18 protein-coding genes are annotated in these 15,344 nt (G+C 67.1%); 9 read left to right on the forward strand and 9 right to left on the reverse strand.

Translation table 11 applies throughout. From position 1 onward, the window contains the following. Both SYV04_RS08925 and SYV04_RS08930 read right to left on the reverse strand, forming a co-directional pair. On the reverse strand, window positions 1-862 hold an 862-nt coding region (locus tag SYV04_RS08925; RefSeq protein ID WP_321545237.1), incomplete at its 3' end, for an Ig-like domain-containing protein. Window positions 863-1,042: 180 nt separating this feature from the next. Next, on the reverse strand, window positions 1,043-2,500 hold the full coding sequence (locus SYV04_RS08930) for a hypothetical protein (RefSeq protein WP_321545238.1): 1,458 nt from the start codon (window positions 2,498-2,500) through the stop codon (window positions 1,043-1,045). 123 nt (window positions 2,501-2,623) lie between these two features. Here SYV04_RS08930 and SYV04_RS08935 point away from each other — a divergent pair, with 123 nt between their 5' ends. Continuing rightward, complete coding sequence (locus tag SYV04_RS08935) at window positions 2,624-3,247, forward strand: O-methyltransferase (RefSeq protein ID WP_321545239.1); 624 nt, start codon at window positions 2,624-2,626, stop codon at window positions 3,245-3,247. A gap of 51 nt (window positions 3,248-3,298) precedes the next feature. On the opposite strand, the gene SYV04_RS08940 is transcribed toward SYV04_RS08935, so the two are convergent. Then, window positions 3,299-3,613, reverse strand: a complete 315-nt coding sequence (locus SYV04_RS08940; protein WP_321545240.1) for a hypothetical protein — start codon at window positions 3,611-3,613, stop codon at window positions 3,299-3,301. Between the two features lie 149 nt (window positions 3,614-3,762). Further along, a complete protein-coding gene (locus tag SYV04_RS08945) occupies window positions 3,763-4,167 on the reverse strand; it encodes a winged helix-turn-helix transcriptional regulator (RefSeq protein ID WP_321545241.1) in 405 nt (134 codons plus the stop codon). A 99-nt stretch (window positions 4,168-4,266) separates the two neighbouring features. Between SYV04_RS08945 and SYV04_RS08950 the strand changes: the two genes are divergently transcribed. Continuing rightward, entirely contained in the window at window positions 4,267-4,701 is a 435-nt protein-coding gene (locus SYV04_RS08950) for a DoxX family protein (RefSeq protein ID WP_321545242.1), read from the forward strand. Window positions 4,702-4,711: 10 nt separating this feature from the next. Here SYV04_RS08950 and SYV04_RS08955 read toward each other — a convergent pair whose 3' ends face one another. After that, complete coding sequence (locus SYV04_RS08955) at window positions 4,712-5,659, reverse strand: DMT family transporter (RefSeq protein WP_321545243.1); 948 nt, start codon at window positions 5,657-5,659, stop codon at window positions 4,712-4,714. Window positions 5,660-5,729: 70 nt separating this feature from the next. On the opposite strand from SYV04_RS08955, the gene SYV04_RS08960 reads away from it, so the two are divergent. Then, the gene (locus tag SYV04_RS08960) at window positions 5,730-6,515 is read left to right on the forward strand and encodes an AraC family transcriptional regulator (protein ID WP_321545244.1); all 786 of its coding nucleotides are present in this window, start codon (window positions 5,730-5,732) and stop codon (window positions 6,513-6,515) included. 2 nt (window positions 6,516-6,517) lie between these two features. On the opposite strand, the gene SYV04_RS08965 is transcribed toward SYV04_RS08960, so the two are convergent. After that, on the reverse strand, window positions 6,518-7,438 hold the full coding sequence (locus tag SYV04_RS08965) for a LysR family transcriptional regulator (RefSeq protein WP_321545245.1): 921 nt from the start codon (window positions 7,436-7,438) through the stop codon (window positions 6,518-6,520). Window positions 7,439-7,547: 109 nt separating this feature from the next. On the opposite strand from SYV04_RS08965, the gene SYV04_RS08970 reads away from it, so the two are divergent. Further along, window positions 7,548-8,594, forward strand: coding sequence for an NAD(P)-dependent alcohol dehydrogenase (locus SYV04_RS08970; protein WP_321545246.1), 1,047 nt, complete (start codon window positions 7,548-7,550; stop codon window positions 8,592-8,594). Here SYV04_RS08970 and SYV04_RS43700 read toward each other — a convergent pair. After that, on the reverse strand, window positions 8,487-8,789 hold the full coding sequence (locus SYV04_RS43700) for a LysR substrate-binding domain-containing protein (protein WP_422723923.1): 303 nt from the start codon (window positions 8,787-8,789) through the stop codon (window positions 8,487-8,489). The two genes, SYV04_RS08970 and SYV04_RS43700, sit on opposite strands and share 108 nt — an antisense overlap. A gap of 199 nt (window positions 8,790-8,988) precedes the next feature. Here SYV04_RS43700 and SYV04_RS08975 point away from each other — a divergent pair, with 199 nt between their 5' ends. The 5 genes from SYV04_RS08975 (at window position 8,989) to SYV04_RS08995 (ending at window position 13,424) form a co-directional block, all read left to right on the forward strand. After that, window positions 8,989-9,240: a hypothetical protein gene (locus tag SYV04_RS08975; protein ID WP_321545247.1), complete on the forward strand. Its 252-nt coding sequence runs from the start codon at window positions 8,989-8,991 to the stop codon at window positions 9,238-9,240. Between the two features lie 74 nt (window positions 9,241-9,314). Then, window positions 9,315-9,755, forward strand: a complete 441-nt coding sequence (locus SYV04_RS08980; RefSeq protein ID WP_321545248.1) for a hypothetical protein — start codon at window positions 9,315-9,317, stop codon at window positions 9,753-9,755. Beyond that, entirely contained in the window at window positions 9,752-12,463 is a 2,712-nt protein-coding gene (locus SYV04_RS08985; protein ID WP_321545249.1) for a hypothetical protein, read from the forward strand. The genes SYV04_RS08980 and SYV04_RS08985 overlap by 4 nt, the downstream gene beginning before the upstream one ends. Window positions 12,464-12,474: 11 nt before the next feature. After that, window positions 12,475-13,020: a hypothetical protein gene (locus SYV04_RS08990; protein ID WP_321545250.1), complete on the forward strand. Its 546-nt coding sequence runs from the start codon at window positions 12,475-12,477 to the stop codon at window positions 13,018-13,020. Then, window positions 13,017-13,424: a B-box zinc finger protein gene (locus SYV04_RS08995; RefSeq protein WP_321545251.1), complete on the forward strand. Its 408-nt coding sequence runs from the start codon at window positions 13,017-13,019 to the stop codon at window positions 13,422-13,424. Before SYV04_RS08990 ends, SYV04_RS08995 begins: the two co-directional genes overlap by 4 nt. A gap of 53 nt (window positions 13,425-13,477) precedes the next feature. Here SYV04_RS08995 and SYV04_RS09000 read toward each other — a convergent pair whose 3' ends face one another. Next, the gene (locus tag SYV04_RS09000; RefSeq protein ID WP_321545252.1) at window positions 13,478-13,987 is read right to left on the reverse strand and encodes a hypothetical protein; all 510 of its coding nucleotides are present in this window, start codon (window positions 13,985-13,987) and stop codon (window positions 13,478-13,480) included. Beyond that, entirely contained in the window at window positions 13,984-15,303 is a 1,320-nt protein-coding gene (locus SYV04_RS09005; RefSeq protein WP_321545253.1) for a hypothetical protein, read from the reverse strand. Before SYV04_RS09005 ends, SYV04_RS09000 begins: the two co-directional genes overlap by 4 nt. Window positions 15,304-15,344: the final 41 nt, after the last annotated feature.

Below are 15,344 nucleotides of genomic sequence, written 5' to 3' on the forward strand. Positions count from 1 at the left end.
GGGTAGCGGTGAGGGTGACGGGCCCACCCGCAGCCACACCGGTGGCCAGGCCCGTGCTGCTCACGGTGGCAAGGTCGGTGTTGCTCGAGGTCCACGTCGCGCTGTTCGTCACGTCGCTCGTGGTGCCATCGCTGTAGCTGCCTTGCGCGGTGAACTGCTGTGTCGAGCCCTGGCGAACCGAAGCCGTCGCGGGGGTGAGCGTGATGGAGGTGAGCACGGGCGGGGGAGCGGTGATGGTGAATTGAGCCGTGCCGCTCACGCCACCCAGGGTAGCGGTGAGGGTGACGGGCCCACCCGCAGCCACACCGGTGGCCAGGCCCGTGCTGCTCACGGTGGCAAGGTCGGTGTTGCTCGAGGTCCACGTCGCGCTGTTCGTCACGTCGCTCGTGGTGCCGTCGCCGTAGGTGCCCTGGGCAGTGAACTGCTGAGTGAGGCCTGCAAGCACGGAGGCGCTGGTGGGTGACACCTGCAGCGAGAGGAGGCGAGCTTCGGTGACCTCGAGGGTTGCCTCGCCCGAGACTCCGTCCGCATTGACTGTGATGGTGGCGCTACCAGGCTTGAGAGCCGTCACTTCGACAGTGCCATCCGGTTGCGGTTGGACGGAGGCCACTTGAGGAGCAGACGAAGTCCATTGCTGTGAAGTGGAGGCGTCGAGGTCGACGACGCGGCCATCGTCATAGATCCGCTGGGCCTTCGCGGTGGTCTTCGTCCCTGCGGAGATGCGGGTCTCCGCTAGGACGACCTTGATCGAGAAATCGTCTGCTGGCGACGAAGAGCAGTGGCAGCCAGTGACGGCAAGCGTCAAGCAGAGGGCGAGAAGTGAGATCGGCAGGTTTTTCATGCGATGTGGCGCTGAGTTCATGCTGGGGAAAGGCCCAGCCGGCCAGCAACCAGAGGAGGTGCCAGGTCACGTCAGCGCGCGGCCACCCCTACCCAGAATGCCAGGTCATGGCAATTGGACTTTGTGCTTACACAGCGCGGGCTCAGCCCAGGCCCATCCGATCCACGAACCGCCCCCTCCCCCTCATGACGCGGGCGTCGATCAGTCGTCGAACAGCTGCACCCAGCGCCCGTCGAAGCCACCGTTCGATGACAGGTACCACTGGCCCGGCAACCAGAACCCCGCCTCCACACCGTCGGTCGAGTCGACCGTACCGGAGTGGACGAAGTAGTCATGTTGCCACCAGAAGGCATTGGGAGCGGTGGTGTAACCACTCGCGCTGGCCCGCGTCCGTCCACGGGAATCCGCCATCGTGCTGGCCCACGCGTTGTCATGGAACGCGCCGGAACCACCACCGCCCGTATCCGACGCGCTGGCATTGAGCTCATAGGTGCCGAAGAACCACTTCTTGGCGGGATAGCCTTCGCGCTCGTCCTCGTTCTCGATGTCCCGGGTGCTGGCGAAGAAGCGCTGCATGCCGGTGCTGACCTCGGCCAGTCCCGCCTCATTGACGATCGGGCTCTCGAGCCAGAAGTCGATAGGCGCCGTGCTCAGCCAGTGCGTCGCGTAGCCCCCGAATTGCCAATGCGTCGGCAGAATGTCCGCGATGTCTTGAAGCTCGTACGTCACCCGCTTGACCGAGGGCCAGGTGACGCTGTTGCCGTTGTCGGAGCGGCTGGCGAGCTGGTCCGCCGTCGCGTAGCTGATGGCCTGCGCCCCCAACGCCGAAACGGCGCTGGCCGAACCCTGCGGCACGAACGCGTAGTGAACGTTCTTCTTGCCGCCGTCGTCATTGATGCCGACCTCGGCCTTGGCGCTCAGGGCCATCTGGCTCGCAATCCATGAATAGGGATTGGTCACGAAGCGCAGCTCCTGCCCGTGGGCCGCCAGGAGCTTGTCCGACCACTCGGCCTGCCAGATCAGCAGGTGATTGCCGGTAGAGGTCGGCATGAAGTTGAGCTGGGCACTACCGTAGTGCCGGATCACGTTTCGCTTGTGCTGGGTCACGATGGCATGAGCGACGTACTCACCGCTGCCCGGAGAGCCAACGACGTTCTTGACCAGCAACTCCACGCGCTCCCAGTCGTGCAACTGGTAGTCGCCCGCCGCGTTCTTATCGAGCGCGTGATAGATGTGATAGATGAGAACGAGGTTCTTCCCTCCATCCATGAACTCGATGAGCGACGTGTAGAGGGTGGGACGGATGCGCCAGCGGTCATAGGCGCTCGGGCCCGTGCGCGACGCATTGATGTACTGCTCGATGTCCTTCCAGTGCAGCTTGTTGTTCGAGAAGTCGCCGTCCTGATCGAAGTTGAAGTTCGTGATCCAATCGTAGCCATGGCGGTTGTCGTTACCGTTGGCTCGCTTGAGCACGATCGGGGCGTAGTAGTGAAGGTAGGCCTGCCGCTGCTCCTTGCTCAGGGACCATGTCTGCGCATGGGCGGTAGAGGGCAAGCACAGGCACACAAGGAGGAGCGCGAGCGCGCCGAAAATGCCGACCCCTCGCAGCGTTGCGGATGGGTTCACTGGGTTCGCGAGCATGGCGCCGGAGGGAAGCACAGAGCTCTCGGAGGCGTCAACCCGACATACGAGCAATAGCTGATATTCGAGAAATTGAACCCTGGCGTATCGCCTGGACTCGCGCCCTGATGAGCGCTCCAACTCCCACCCGAGGGACAACCGATGAATGAGAAAGTGACGGCGGTGCTCGACGCTTATCACGCGCGCATGCGCGCGGAAGAGCAACGCATGAGTGAGGCACCGCCGACAGGCGGCTCGGGTGATTGGCGCGACCAGGTCCTGCTCGCCGTCGGGCCGGACACAGGCAAGCTGATCAACATCCTCGTGCGGAGCCTGAAGGCCCCCAACATCCTGGAGCTCGGCACTTCCTACGGTTACTCCGGGATCTGGCTGGCGGAAGCCGCGCAGGCGACGGGCGGCCGGCTGACCACCGTGGAGCTGCAGGACTACAAAACGGCCTATGCGCGCGACATGGCGACGAAGGCGGGCCTGGCCGACAGCATCGACTTCAAAGTGGGCGACGCGTTGCAGGTGATCGCCGACTTGCCGTTCAAGCTCGACTTCGTGCTCGTGGACCTCTGGAAGAACCTCTACGAGCCGTGCCTCGAGGCGTTCTACCCCAAGCTCAATCCGGGAGCGATCATCGTCGCCGACAACATGCTCCGGCCAGGCGGCGAAGAGGTGAAACGCTATGGCAGGGCCGTGCGCGCCAAGCCCGGAATGACAAGCGTCATGCTCCCGGTGGGGTCTGGTTTGGAGATCAGTCGGTTCGAGCCGAACCCGTGAAGCGGGAACGAGGCGCCCCTGGGGATGAGTCTCCCCAGGGGTGCCGCGGGCTCAGCAACCTTCGGCAGCGCCGCTCTCGGTCGAGGGCTGGAACGAGGCCTGCTGCGAGGAAGTCTGCTCACCCTGGGGAGCGCAGATGAGCAGGGCTTCGGAGTGGCTCACGCGCTCGGTGGAGGCCTGCACCTCCTCCTGCGGGGGAGCGACGGGAATGGGGTACTTCCCACCGCAACCATTGTAGAGGTAGCAGTCGTACTCGAAGGTACCGAGGGTGCAAGGACCACAAACGCCATACGAGCAGTAGGTGCGACACGAGGGCGAGGCCTCAGCGGCGGGCGCAAACCCCAGCGCGAGCAACATCGTCGTCATGAGTCCTGCAAAGACATTCCGAGTCATGTGTAGGGTCCTTTCCATGCGGAAGGGACACCGCGCCCCCTCGCAACGCCCATTTTACCCCAGGTGAACCCCGGCTTTTGGCATCTTTTCGCCTTTTCCTGCTAACGGCGATCTGGACCTCGTCATTGTCGCGCGGCACCTCGCGCCGTCCGCTTCTTCGCGTCCTTCCCATCGAAGCGATCCCGAGCGGCCTGGATCTCCTCGCGATGCGTCTCGGCCCACGCCGACAGGGCTCGGACTGGCTCCTGGAGCGTCTGTCCGAGCGGCGTGAGGGCGTAGTCCACCCGGGGGGGGATGGTGGGGAACACCGTGCGCGTGACGAGCCCATCGCGTTCGAGGCCGCGCAGGGTGAGGGTCAGCATGCGCTGTGAGATGCCCTCGATGGAGCGCTTGAGCTCGGTGAAGCGCAGAGGCCCCTCGCCCAGCAGGCTCACGACGAGTACGCTCCACTTGTCCCCGACGAGCTTGAGCACCTCGCGCGCGGCGAGGCAGCCCGACTCCGTGTGACGGATGTGCCTTGGTGACATGCGTGTGCCTCCTTGCGCGGTTATGTGGTTCTCTTTATTAGCTTAGGCACAAAGAGTAACTGGCATCCCGCCAGTAACCAAGTGCTCCGGAGTTCGCCCATGTCCAACGCCGCCGCTCCCACCTTCACCTCCGCCCAGCGTCCCAGCCGTGGGCTCCACATCGGCCTCTGGGTCTCCCAGGTTCTCCTCGCGCTCGTGTTCGCGATGGCAGGCCTCACGAAGCTCATCACCCCCGCCGCGGAGCTGGCGAAGGCGACCGGAGCGATCGTGCCCCCGGTGGAGCTGGTGCGCTTCATTGGCGTGTCCGAGATCGCTGGGACTCTGGGGTTGATTCTTCCCTCGCTCACCCGCATCCGGCCAGGCCTCACCCCGCTCGCGGCGGCCGCGCTCACCGTGGTGATGGTGCTCGCCGCTGGCTACCACCTCATTCGCGGGGAGTTTTCGTCGGTGCCGGCCAACGTCATCATCGGCGCCCTGGCTGTCTTCGTCGCTTGGGGCCGCTTCAAGAAGGCGCCCATCACGCCGCGCGGCTGAGACACATCTCTCATCGCGCCGGGCTCATCTCTCCCGTCTTCAAGCGCGGACGCGGGCGCAGAAGGCCCCGCGCGCTGACGATGAGGATCCCCATCAGGACCAGCCCGGCGCCCACGGCGAAGAAGACGTCCGCCCGCTCGCGCAGCACCAGGATCCCCGCGGTGACACCGAACAGGGGCGTCATGAACGAGAACACCGACAGGCTGGAGGCGAGGTAGCGCCGCAGGAGCCAGAACCAGGCGAGATAGCTCGCGAAGGACACCACGACGCCCTGGAAGAGCAAGCTCGCCCATGCCACGCCCGTCAGCGACACCTGGCCCATCTGCCCCGTGAGGAGCCCCACCGGCAGCAGCAACGCGAAGGCGCCCAGCAACTGGTAGAGCAACGTCTGGGTGGGCCGCGCCTCGGAGAGCGACGAGAAGCGCACCACCACCGTGGTGGCGCCCCATGCCAGCGCCGCCAGCAGGCCCAGGGTATCGCCCCACAGCATCCCCGGGCTCACTCCTCCCTGGAGCCAGCCGCCACCAAACGCCAGCACGATGCCCGCGAACGCCACCCCGATGCCCACCCACTGCAAGCGCCGCAGCCGCTCGGAGGGCACGAGCCAGTGCAGCCCCAGCGCCGTGAAGACGGGCGAGGTGTAGAGGAAGACGGCGATGTGCGAGGCGTGGGTGTGGCGCAGGCCCTCGCCAACGAAGAGGAACTCGGCGGCGAAGAGCACGCCCGCCAGCAGGCCGGGACGCCAGGTGCCGTCGCGGAAGGACAGTCGCTCGCCACGGAACCAGCAGAGCAGCCCCACGAGCAGCGCGCTGATGCCTGAGCGCAGCGCCACCTGCACCAGGGGCGGCATGTCGGGCGCGGCCAGCTTGATGGCCACCTGCTGCGTGCCCCAGATGGCGCACAGCAACAGCATCGTCGCGAGCGCGAACCCGTCAACCGGTTTCCGGGAAGTGTTCATGCCACCCATATGCGCATGACGGGACTCGTTGATATAGCGAGAGTCCGACAATCCGTGCCGAGAACCCGTCATGGCGAAGCAACTGCAAGTTCCTTTCACCACCAAGCTCCCCTACCCCGTGTACTTCCGCACGGCCAGCCTGACGGAGGAGGCCTCGTACCCCCGGCACCGTCATCCCTGGGGCGAGTTCGTCTACGCCTTCAGCGGGGTGATGGAGCTCAAACTCGCCGACAGCCACTACCTCGCACCGCCGCAGTACGGAATCTGGCTGCCTCCTGGCGTCGAGCACCGTGGCATGAATCGTTATGAGGCGAGCCACTGCTCGCTCTACCTCGCCCCGGAGCGCTGCCGCGCCCTGCCGAAGACGACGTGCGCACTGGCGGTGAGCCCGCTGGTCAAGGCGCTCCTCGAGCACCTGCGCATGCACCGCGTGGACCAGCCCCGCACGAGCGCCGACCGACGGCTCCTTCAGGTGCTCATCGACCAGTTGGTCCTCGCCCCTCCCCAGGGCAGCTACCTGCCCATGTCCGATGATCCGCTGCTGCGCCCCGTGCTGACGGCCCTGGAGAAGAACCCGGCGGATGAGCGCTCCGTGGCGCAGTGGGCGCGACAGGTACACACCACGGAGCGCACGCTCGAGCGCCGCTGCCAGCAGCACCTGGGCCTGTCCTTCACGGACTGGCGCCAGCGGCTCCGCGTCGTCAAGGCGCTGGCCATGCTCGAGACGGGCCGCTCGGTGGAGGCCATCGGGCTCGACCTGGGCTACAGCAGTGCCTCCGCCTTCATCGCGATGTTCCGCAGAATGACGGGCACCACGCCGGACAAGGTGCGCAGCCAGGGCTTCGCGGCTTCCTGAAGTCAGTCAGAGGACGCGGCGCCGCGCCCCGGCATCACCTCGCGCGCCACGTCCACGAAGGCACGGAAGGCGGGCGACACCTGCGCGCGGCTGGGGAAGTACAGGAAGAATCCGTCCACCAGCGCCGCATAGGGCTCCAGCACCAGACGCAGGGTCCCTCGCTTCAATTGCTGCGCCACATCGGGCTCGAACGCGTACATGAGCCCCATGCCCGCCTCGGCCATGGCCCGCATCACCACCGCGTCGTTGGTGACGAGCGGGCCATGCACCGGGAGGCGCCAGCTCTTCTGCCCGCGCTCCAGCTCCCACTGGTAGAGCGCTCCCGTCGTCGCCGACCGGATACATAAGCAGTCGTGCGTGAGCAGGTCCTTCGGCCGCTCGGGTGTCCCCCGGCGCTTGAGGTACGAGGGCGCCGCCGCCACGACGAAGCGGAACGCCCCCGACAGCCGTACCTGCACCATGTCGCGCTCGATGGTCTCCGACATGCGGATGCCCGCGTCCAGCTCCTCCGCCACGATGTCCACCATCCGGTCCTCGACTCGGAGGTCCACTTCCGCCTTCGGGTAGCGGCTGAGGAAGCGCGTCAGGATCGGCGTGACGACGGGGTGGATGGCGACCGTGGGAACGGAGAGCCGGACCCGGCCCGTCACCTCGCCCGGCTGGGCCGCGGCCGTCTTCAGCGCCTCGAGCGCCTGGTCGACGGACGGCCCAGCGGACTCCAGCAGGCGGCGGCCCGCGTCGGTGAGCGCCACACTTCGGGTGGTGCGGGTCAGCAGGGGCACGCCGAGCCGCGCCTCCAGCTGGCGGACGGACTGGCTCAACGCGGAGGAGGAGACGCCGAGGTCGGCTGCCGCCGCCGCGAAGCTGCGCCTGCGGCCCACGGCCAGGAAAGCGTTCAGGGCGTTGAGCGGAGTGAAGGCCATTCTGAAGATTTCCTACATACCGCGTGCTGATTCCATTTGTTTCGCGCGGCTGGGGTGGACCGCATCATTGCCTCCACTGCGTAGAAACACCACCCCAGGAGACACCTTCATGATTTCGGCTCGCGGTTATGCCGCCAAGGATTCGAAGTCCCCCCTCGCCCCTTTCCAGTTCGAGCGCCGGGAGCCCGGCGAGCGCGACGTGCAGATGGAGGTCCTCTACTGCGGCATCTGCCACTCGGACCTCCACCAGGCTCGCGATGAGTGGGGCGGCGCGCTGTTCCCCATGGTGCCGGGGCACGAGATCGTCGGTCGCGTGGTCCGCACCGGCAGCGGGGTGAAGAAGTTCAAGGCAGGCGACCTCGTCGGGGTCGGCTGCATGGTCGACTCGTGCCGCACGTGCTCCAGCTGCAAGGAAGGCCTCGAGCAGTACTGCGAGGCTGGCAACATCCCCACCTACAACGGCCGGGAGAAGGACGGGAAGACGCTCACCCAGGGCGGCTACTCCGACACCCTCGTGGTGGATGAGGACTTCGTCCTCAAGGTCCCCGCGAACCTGGACCCGGCGAGCGCCGCCCCGCTGCTGTGCGCTGGCATCACCACGTACTCACCGCTCAAGCACTGGAAGGTCGGTCCGGGTCAGAAGGTCGGCGTGGTGGGCCTGGGCGGGCTCGGCCACATGGGCGTGAAGCTCGCGCGTGCCATGGGTGCGCATGTCATCGTGTTCAGCCGCACCGACAAGAAGAAGGAAGATGCGCTGCGGCTCGGAGCCCACGAGGTGGTGTCGTCCTCGAACAAGCAGGAGATGGCCGCGCACAAGGGCAAGCTCGACCTCATCCTCGATACCGTCTCGGCCCAGCATGACGTGAACGACTACCTGTCGCTCCTGCGCCGGGATGGACACATGGTGCTGGTGGGTGCCCCCGAGAAGCCTCTTGAGCTGCGCGCGTTCTCCGTCATTCCCCAGCGCCGGAGCTTCTCCGGCTCGATGATTGGCGGCATCCAGGAGACGCAGGAGATGCTCGACTTCTGCGGGCAGCATGGGATCGTCTCAGACATCGAGCTGATCCCCATCCAGCAGGTCAATGACGCCTACGAGCGGATGCTGAAGGGCGATGTGAAGTACCGCTTCGTCATCGACCTCAAGAGCCTGCGGTAGCGGCGACTCTCTCGACAAGCCTCGAACCACTTCCAGGAATGTCCGCAGGGCCGGCTCCTTCCCGAGCCGGCGGTACACCACACGCAGTTCCATCGATTCGGTCACCCCGGCGAGGGGACGGTAGACGACGTTCCCCCCGAGGGTGAGCGACACGATGGACTCGGGAACCAGGGCAACCCCCAGTCCGGCCGCCACCAGGGTTCGACCGGGTCCTCTCGAAGCTCAATGAGCTCGATCTGAAGTTGGTCGAACCACCGGCCCCCCGGGGATGGGTAGGGTTTCAAACTCAAACTCCATCGGACCGAGGGCTCGCGTGGACGCGCAGGCACATTGCTATGGGCGCGGAGGCCTCATCAGGCTACGTTGACAAGGCTTCACGACCAGGAGGACACACGTGCGAAGCCTTATGGGAGCAGTGCTGGCTGTCGGATTGCTGGTGGGGTGTGGTGGCATTGAAGGGGAGCAGGATTCCAAGTCGGATGTCGAGGCGATGGCGCTGTGTAGTGACTGCCATTGGCTCTACGTGCGGTGCATGTCGCGCGCCGCCACTCCCGAGGCCAAGCAGAACTGCGAGTTCGGCCGTATGGACTGCGAGGCGACCTGGTGTACCAGTCCGGCGGCCCCAGGTTCCGGCGAGACTCAATAAGCGCGACGGTCTGCTTCGACAGACACGCTGGAGCGGACAACTCCTCGCATGGGGCGCTAGAGTCCGGCCCCATCTTGGACCGCTCTCGTCCTGACGCCGCGCCTTCGTCCGCACCTCCCAGCGTCCTTTCCACTGGCAAGGGGAAGGCGGGGCTGGCGCTCATCGTGCTCATTGGCCTGGCGCAGTTGGGCTTGCTGCTCTACCTCGCCAGCCCCCAGGAGCTCCCCTCCTTGGGGGGTTTTCAGAGTGAGCGCGACGAGCCTGTCTCCCCGCTGTGGGGCGTGCTCGGGATCTGCGGCGCCACCTTCCTGCCTGCCACGCTGATGGTGCTGGGCAAACGCTCCCTCCGGCAGCTGGGCCTGGGCTGGCTCATCGTGGTGAGCGTGCTCTGGCTGGCGCTGGGTCTGCTGACGCTCGAGGCGGGCTTCGCGCCGGTGTCGGTGCTCTTCGGCGGACTGACCCTCGCCAGCGCGCTGCTCATGGGTTTGGAAAAGACAAAGGGCACCGGCTTGTGACCTGGATACGCAATAGGAAGAAGCCCCTGTTCGCTCTCGCTGTGGCGCTCGTCGCCATCTTCCTCGGACTCTGGCTCGGCGGAGAGCTCAACGCGTTTCTGGGCATCCGCTTCCAGCCCAAGGCGCTGCCGCCTCTGGAGCGCCCCGCGCCCGCCCAGCGCCTGGCGCCTCTCGAGTGGCGACTGACAGACGTGGGCTCCGTGGGCATCGCCGCGGATCCAAGCCGCTGGGGACGCGGGGATTACACCCACCACGAACGCCGCTATGAGCGGGTGCTGATGGCCGAACCGCCCTATGTGGACGCGGCCGCCTTCGCCCAGGTGGAGAAGGAGTTCCAGGCCTTCGCCGATCGCATGGCCTCGCTGGGCTTCAACGGCATCATCATGAACGGCTTCCTGGAGTTCGTGAACTTCGACCGGCTGGACGACGGTCTGAGCGTCTACCCCGAGGGCAGCGCGCATCGGCAGCGACACCTGGAGTTGCAGCGACACTTCCGCCGGCTCTTCACCTATGCCGAGAGCCGCGGCCTGCGCATCGTCCTGAAGACGGACATGGTCGCCCTGACGACGCCGCTCGAGCGCTACCTCCAGGCCCGCCTGGGCCGCGTGGATGCCGAGGATCCTCGGCTCTGGAAGGTGTATGGGGCCGCGCTCGAGGAGCTGTTCAAGACGTTCCCCGAGGTGGACGGGCTGATGATCCGCATCGGCGAGGCCGGCTCCGTCTACAACCAGCAAGGCTGGGACTATCGCAGTGAGCTGCAGGTGCGCACGGATGAGGCCGTGCGCCTCATGCTGCGCACGCTGTTGAGCGTCGCCGAGGCGCATGACCGGTACCTCTTCTTCCGGACCTGGTCGGTGGGCGTGGGCGAGGTCGGTGACATGCACACTCGGCCCCCCACCTATGAGCGGGTGCTCGGGGAGGTGGACTCGCCCCGGCTCATCCTCTCCACCAAGTACTGTCAGGGGGACTTCGACAGCTGGCTGCCGCTCAACTCCACACTGCTCAGCGGGCGCCATCAGCGCATCATCGAGTTCCAGGCGCGGCGCGAGTTCGAGAGCTTCAACGCTTATCCCAATTACATGGGGCCGCTCTACCGCACCGCCCTGCTCACCTTCCGGGAGCACAACCCGAACATCCAGGGCGTCTGGGTATGGACACAGGACGGCGGACCCCTGCGCTCGGGCCCGCTCATGCTCTACCCCTTCCACGGGCACTGGCTCTTCGTGGACGCCAATGTCCATGCGCTCGCCCGGCTCAGCCAGGACCCCACACGGGAGAGCCGAGACATCGCCAGGGAGTGGGCTCGCGAGCAATTCGGCGATGCGCCCGCCACCCTGGATGCGTGGGAGGAGCTGCTGCTGGCCTCCCACCCCGCCGTCATGCGGGGGCTGTACATCAACGCCTTCGCACGCTGGGAGGTGCGGGCGCTGGGGTTGGAGCCTCCCCCCATGCTGTGGATCTTCAAGTGGGACATCGTCGGAGGCTCCAGCTCCGTCATGAGCAACATCTACGCCGTCTCGCGCGAGCACGTGGACGCCACCGTGCGTGAGGGCTTCGCTGCCGCCGAGGCCGCTGGCCGCCTCCGGGAGCTCGCCGCCAAGGCCTTCGCTCACGCCACGCGAGGGCGCGAGTGGGAGGCCGGGACGATGGCGTCCCTGGACTACATGGAGGACTTGTACGGGACGCTGGCGTGGTACCGCAGCTACCTGCTCCAGTACTACCGCTGGCTGGAGCAGGGCGGAGACACGGAGCGTGCCGGCTGGCAGGAGGCCCTCGCCCGCTTCGAGGTCAAGGAGACCGCGCACGTGGCCCGGTACCGGGGCAATCTGGACTTCCCGGCCTACAACTTCAGAGAGGCCGAGGCCGGGCTCGTGCTTGCCAAGCGCAGCGCCCTGACGGCGTGGGCCGCGCGGCTGGTCCTCCTCGTGGGGCTGGCGGCGCTGCTCCTGGGGCTCCGCGCCTCGCGGCTACCGGCGCCCCTCCAGGGCCTGGGGACCCTCTGGCAGGGAGGGCTCTTGCCCTGGAAGCCGGAAGCCTCCGGCGGCACAGCCTCTCCCTTCCTGGTGGGCTTCATCCTGCTCGTCATCCTCGGATGCGCGGCCATCACCTCCTCGATGGCCGCACCGCTGTTCCTGCTCGCCACCGCGCTCTTGCTCGCGAGCTACGTCACCTGGACGTGGGTGCTGCTCACCTCGGGACCCAGGCCCGCGCGGCTCGGGAGCCTCGTGGGTGCCTTGGCGCCGCTCTATGCCTGGAGCCTCCTGGTGCTCGCCGTGGTGGCGGTGCGGGGCGCGCTCCTGCTCCCCTTCCTCTTCTGGACGCATGAGCTCTTCCGCCTGGTGTTCGCCTGTGCCACCACGCTGCTCGTCGTCTGGACCTGCTACGGGCTCGTGACCCGGGCGCTCGCCTCCGGACTGAGGGGCTCCCGGGCCTTCGGCGGGCTGCTGCTCGTGCTGGGGCTCCAGTTCCTGCTGGCCGGTGGCGCGGCGGGGCTGGCGGGCCTGGAACGCACCCTGACGGCCTTGAACGACGAGCTGCTGGTGCTGCCCGGCGGGCTCTCGCGCATCCTCGGCATCACGACGCACCTGGACATTCCCCTCGGACTGCCCGTGGCCATGGCGGTGGTGGGCGCAGCGTTCGCCCTGGTCGGAGGAGCGCTCGCGATCCGCGCCGGCCGTCCCTGGCGCGCGCCTTCCGCGCTGCGGTAGAAAGGCGCCGCATGAACAAGATCATCCTCCCCGCCGACGAGCTGAATGAGTTCGACCTCCCACCCGTGTGCGTGGTGACCGGTCAGACCGAGAACGTCGAGTTCAAGGACGTGAAGTTCGCCTGGTACCCCCGGTGGGTGGCGGTCTTCATCCTCATCAACCTGCTCATCGCGGCCATCATCGCCACCGCGCTCACCAAGCGCGTGAAGGGCAAGCTCCCCTTCACCGAGGAGGCCTTCAAGGCCTGGAAGCAGGGACAGGTGTTCTTCGCCCTCTCCATCGTGGCGGCCATCGGGCTCTTCATCGGCGGCATCTTCCTGTTTCTCTCCGAGAACGAGGTGCTCGGGGGAGCCGCATGGCTGCTGTGCCTGGCCGTGCCCATCACCGTGAACTTCAAGTTCGTGCGCAACAAGGGCCCCGTGGTGGAGCGCATCGCCGACGGGCAGATCACCCTCAAGCTGCCGAGCCAGGACGCCATCCGCATGTTCAAGGAGCACCTGGTGGCCGGCCGGCAGTCGCTGCCCTCCGCGGCCGGAGCCCTGAAGAAGAGCGCATGAATCACTTCCCACCGGAGGGGGCGACCTGCCCCGGCCATCCGGAAGCGCCCGCGACCTGGACGTGTGGCCGCTGCGGCTCGTTCATGTGCGCCGAGTGCGAGCGCCGCACCCGCCCCGAGGCACGCCCCATGTGCCCCGCGTGCTGGGAGCTGCGCGGCCGCAACGTCACGGTGAATCAGGCACGGAGTGGCACGGGGCTACAGACAGCCGGGCTGGTGCTGGGCGTCATCTCGCTCATCCCCATGTGCGTGGCCATCCAGATCGCCTCGCTCGTCCTCAACATCGTCGCCCTGGTGAAGAGCAAGGAACCTCCCGCCGACAAGGTTCGCTGGCAACCCATCACCGGGCTGATTCTCACGGCGGTGGGGCTGGTAGCGACCGTTCTGATCGCCGTGCTGAACTAGCAGGCGTGGAGGCTGGGCGAGTCGTCCCCGCGCAGCCTCCTTCCCATGCGTGCTCAGGGCTCGAGGCCGAAGCCCGCATCCTGCGCCGTGGAGGAGAAGCGGCCCTCCAGGCTGCGACCCGCGCCGTAGCCTTCCCCGCGCTGGAAGGACATGGAGAAGTCACCGCGCGTGGGCTGGCCGATGTCTCCGCCCTCGTCGAGCTCCAGGTTCCCCTTGTCCACCGGCGCGAAGAGGCGCGCGGGCTCTCCCGCCGCCAGGTGGACCACCGTCGTCCGGGCCACCCCCGACTCGGTGTTGCCCGCCAGGTTCACCTTGCTCCCGGGCCTCAGCTCCAGCCCCTCGGTGGCCACCGAGAGGCGCACCACCAGGTCCACGTCCAACCCGGTGTTGCGGTAGTAGCTGACCTGGAGCGCCTCGGCGTTGCGCAGCACCTCCACGCGCGACACGTCCAGCGGGAACAGCTCCTCCACGCTGCCCGACAGGGTGTTGGTACCGCCGCAGCCCCAGCATACCAGCAGGCCGCCGAGGCTCAGCCCCTTGAGCGCCCTGCCCCACTGCCTCATTGCACCCGCTCCACCGCCAGCTTGAGCGTGCCGCTCCTCGGCGCGCGGTAGGCGATGACGCGCTCACCCGTGGAGAGGTAGGCCATCTTCGGCACCCAACCACCATCGGCGTCCACCAGCTCCTCGCGCCAGTTGCCCTCGATGCGGGTGGTGACGCGCAGCTCGTCGTCGTTCGCGTTGCACGTGCCCTCGTTGGCTCCCGGCGAGTTCGAGCAGAGGTAGAAGGCGATGGACGGATCGTGCGTCTTCGGATCGATGGCCAGCGAGGGGTACCAGCCGCCGGTGCCCGACTCGTAGACCGGGTCCGGCGTCGTCCAGTCGGCAGCCCGAGTACACTGGGTCGCGGTGTTCCCCTTGCACTCCACGAAGGTGAGCCGGTTGCTCGAGGAGCGCTCCACCACGGCGATGCCGTAGCCGAGCGTCGCGTCCCACGCCAGCGAAGCGCCACGCTGCGCGTTGAACACCGTCTGCACCTGGAACGGCGCCGTCCACGAGCCGTCCGTGTTGCGCCGCTGGAAGAGGACGTTGGAGCCCGTCCCATCCGGGCTGCCAGACACCTGGTCATGTACCAGCGCCGGCTGCCCGTCCTTGCCCAGCACCATGTTGATGTGGCCGCCGTAGGCCGCCTTGTTGTTGCCGCCCGCCGCCAGCACGCGGAGGTTCCAGTTCGTCGGCCCTCCCGAGGCCAGCTCCAGGTCACTGCCGTCCCAGTCCTGCTTCTCGAACTGGCCGCTGTGTCCGTCGCGGTAGGCCACGTAGGCCGTGGTGCCGTTGAAGACGATGGCGGGGTTGATGCCCACCAGGAAGCCCGTGTTGCTCACGGCGTTGTCGGCCGGGGCCTGGCCGCTTCCGGTCACCGGGACGCTCGAGGACCAGTTGTTGGCGCCGTTGCGGTAGGCCACCTCCAGATCGCTCTGGGCCCACTCCACGGACTCATCGCTGCCACCGCCGAGGTAGGCCACCGCCGCCTTGCCGCTCGAGTCGAACGCGACCGACAGCGCGGACACGTTCTCCACCGTGTCCACCTTCTCGGGCGTGGAGACCTGGCCGCCCTCCACCTGGACGTAGCGGATCTCGTAGTTCGCCGTGCCCGCGACGCGGAAGTAGTAGGCCACGCCGATGCGGTCCCCCGGCCCCACCGCCATCGCCAGCGGCTGCAGATCGGTCTCCGCGCCATCCAGCGTCAGGCGCGTGAAGCGGGAGTTCGCGTTCGGGTCCGTCGGATTGGGGCCCGCGTCCGGGGTCTCGGTGCCGTCGTCCCCCTTGCACGCCGCCAGCGCCAGCATCAGGCACAGTGCCTTTCCCTGCCGTCTCATAACGTCTCCTTCGGTGTCGGCTTCGTCAGGGCTCCCATCCT

It is taken from the genome of Hyalangium ruber (genome assembly GCF_034259325.1).
GTDB classification, from domain to species: Bacteria; Myxococcota; Myxococcia; order Myxococcales; family Myxococcaceae; genus Hyalangium_A; species Hyalangium_A rubrum.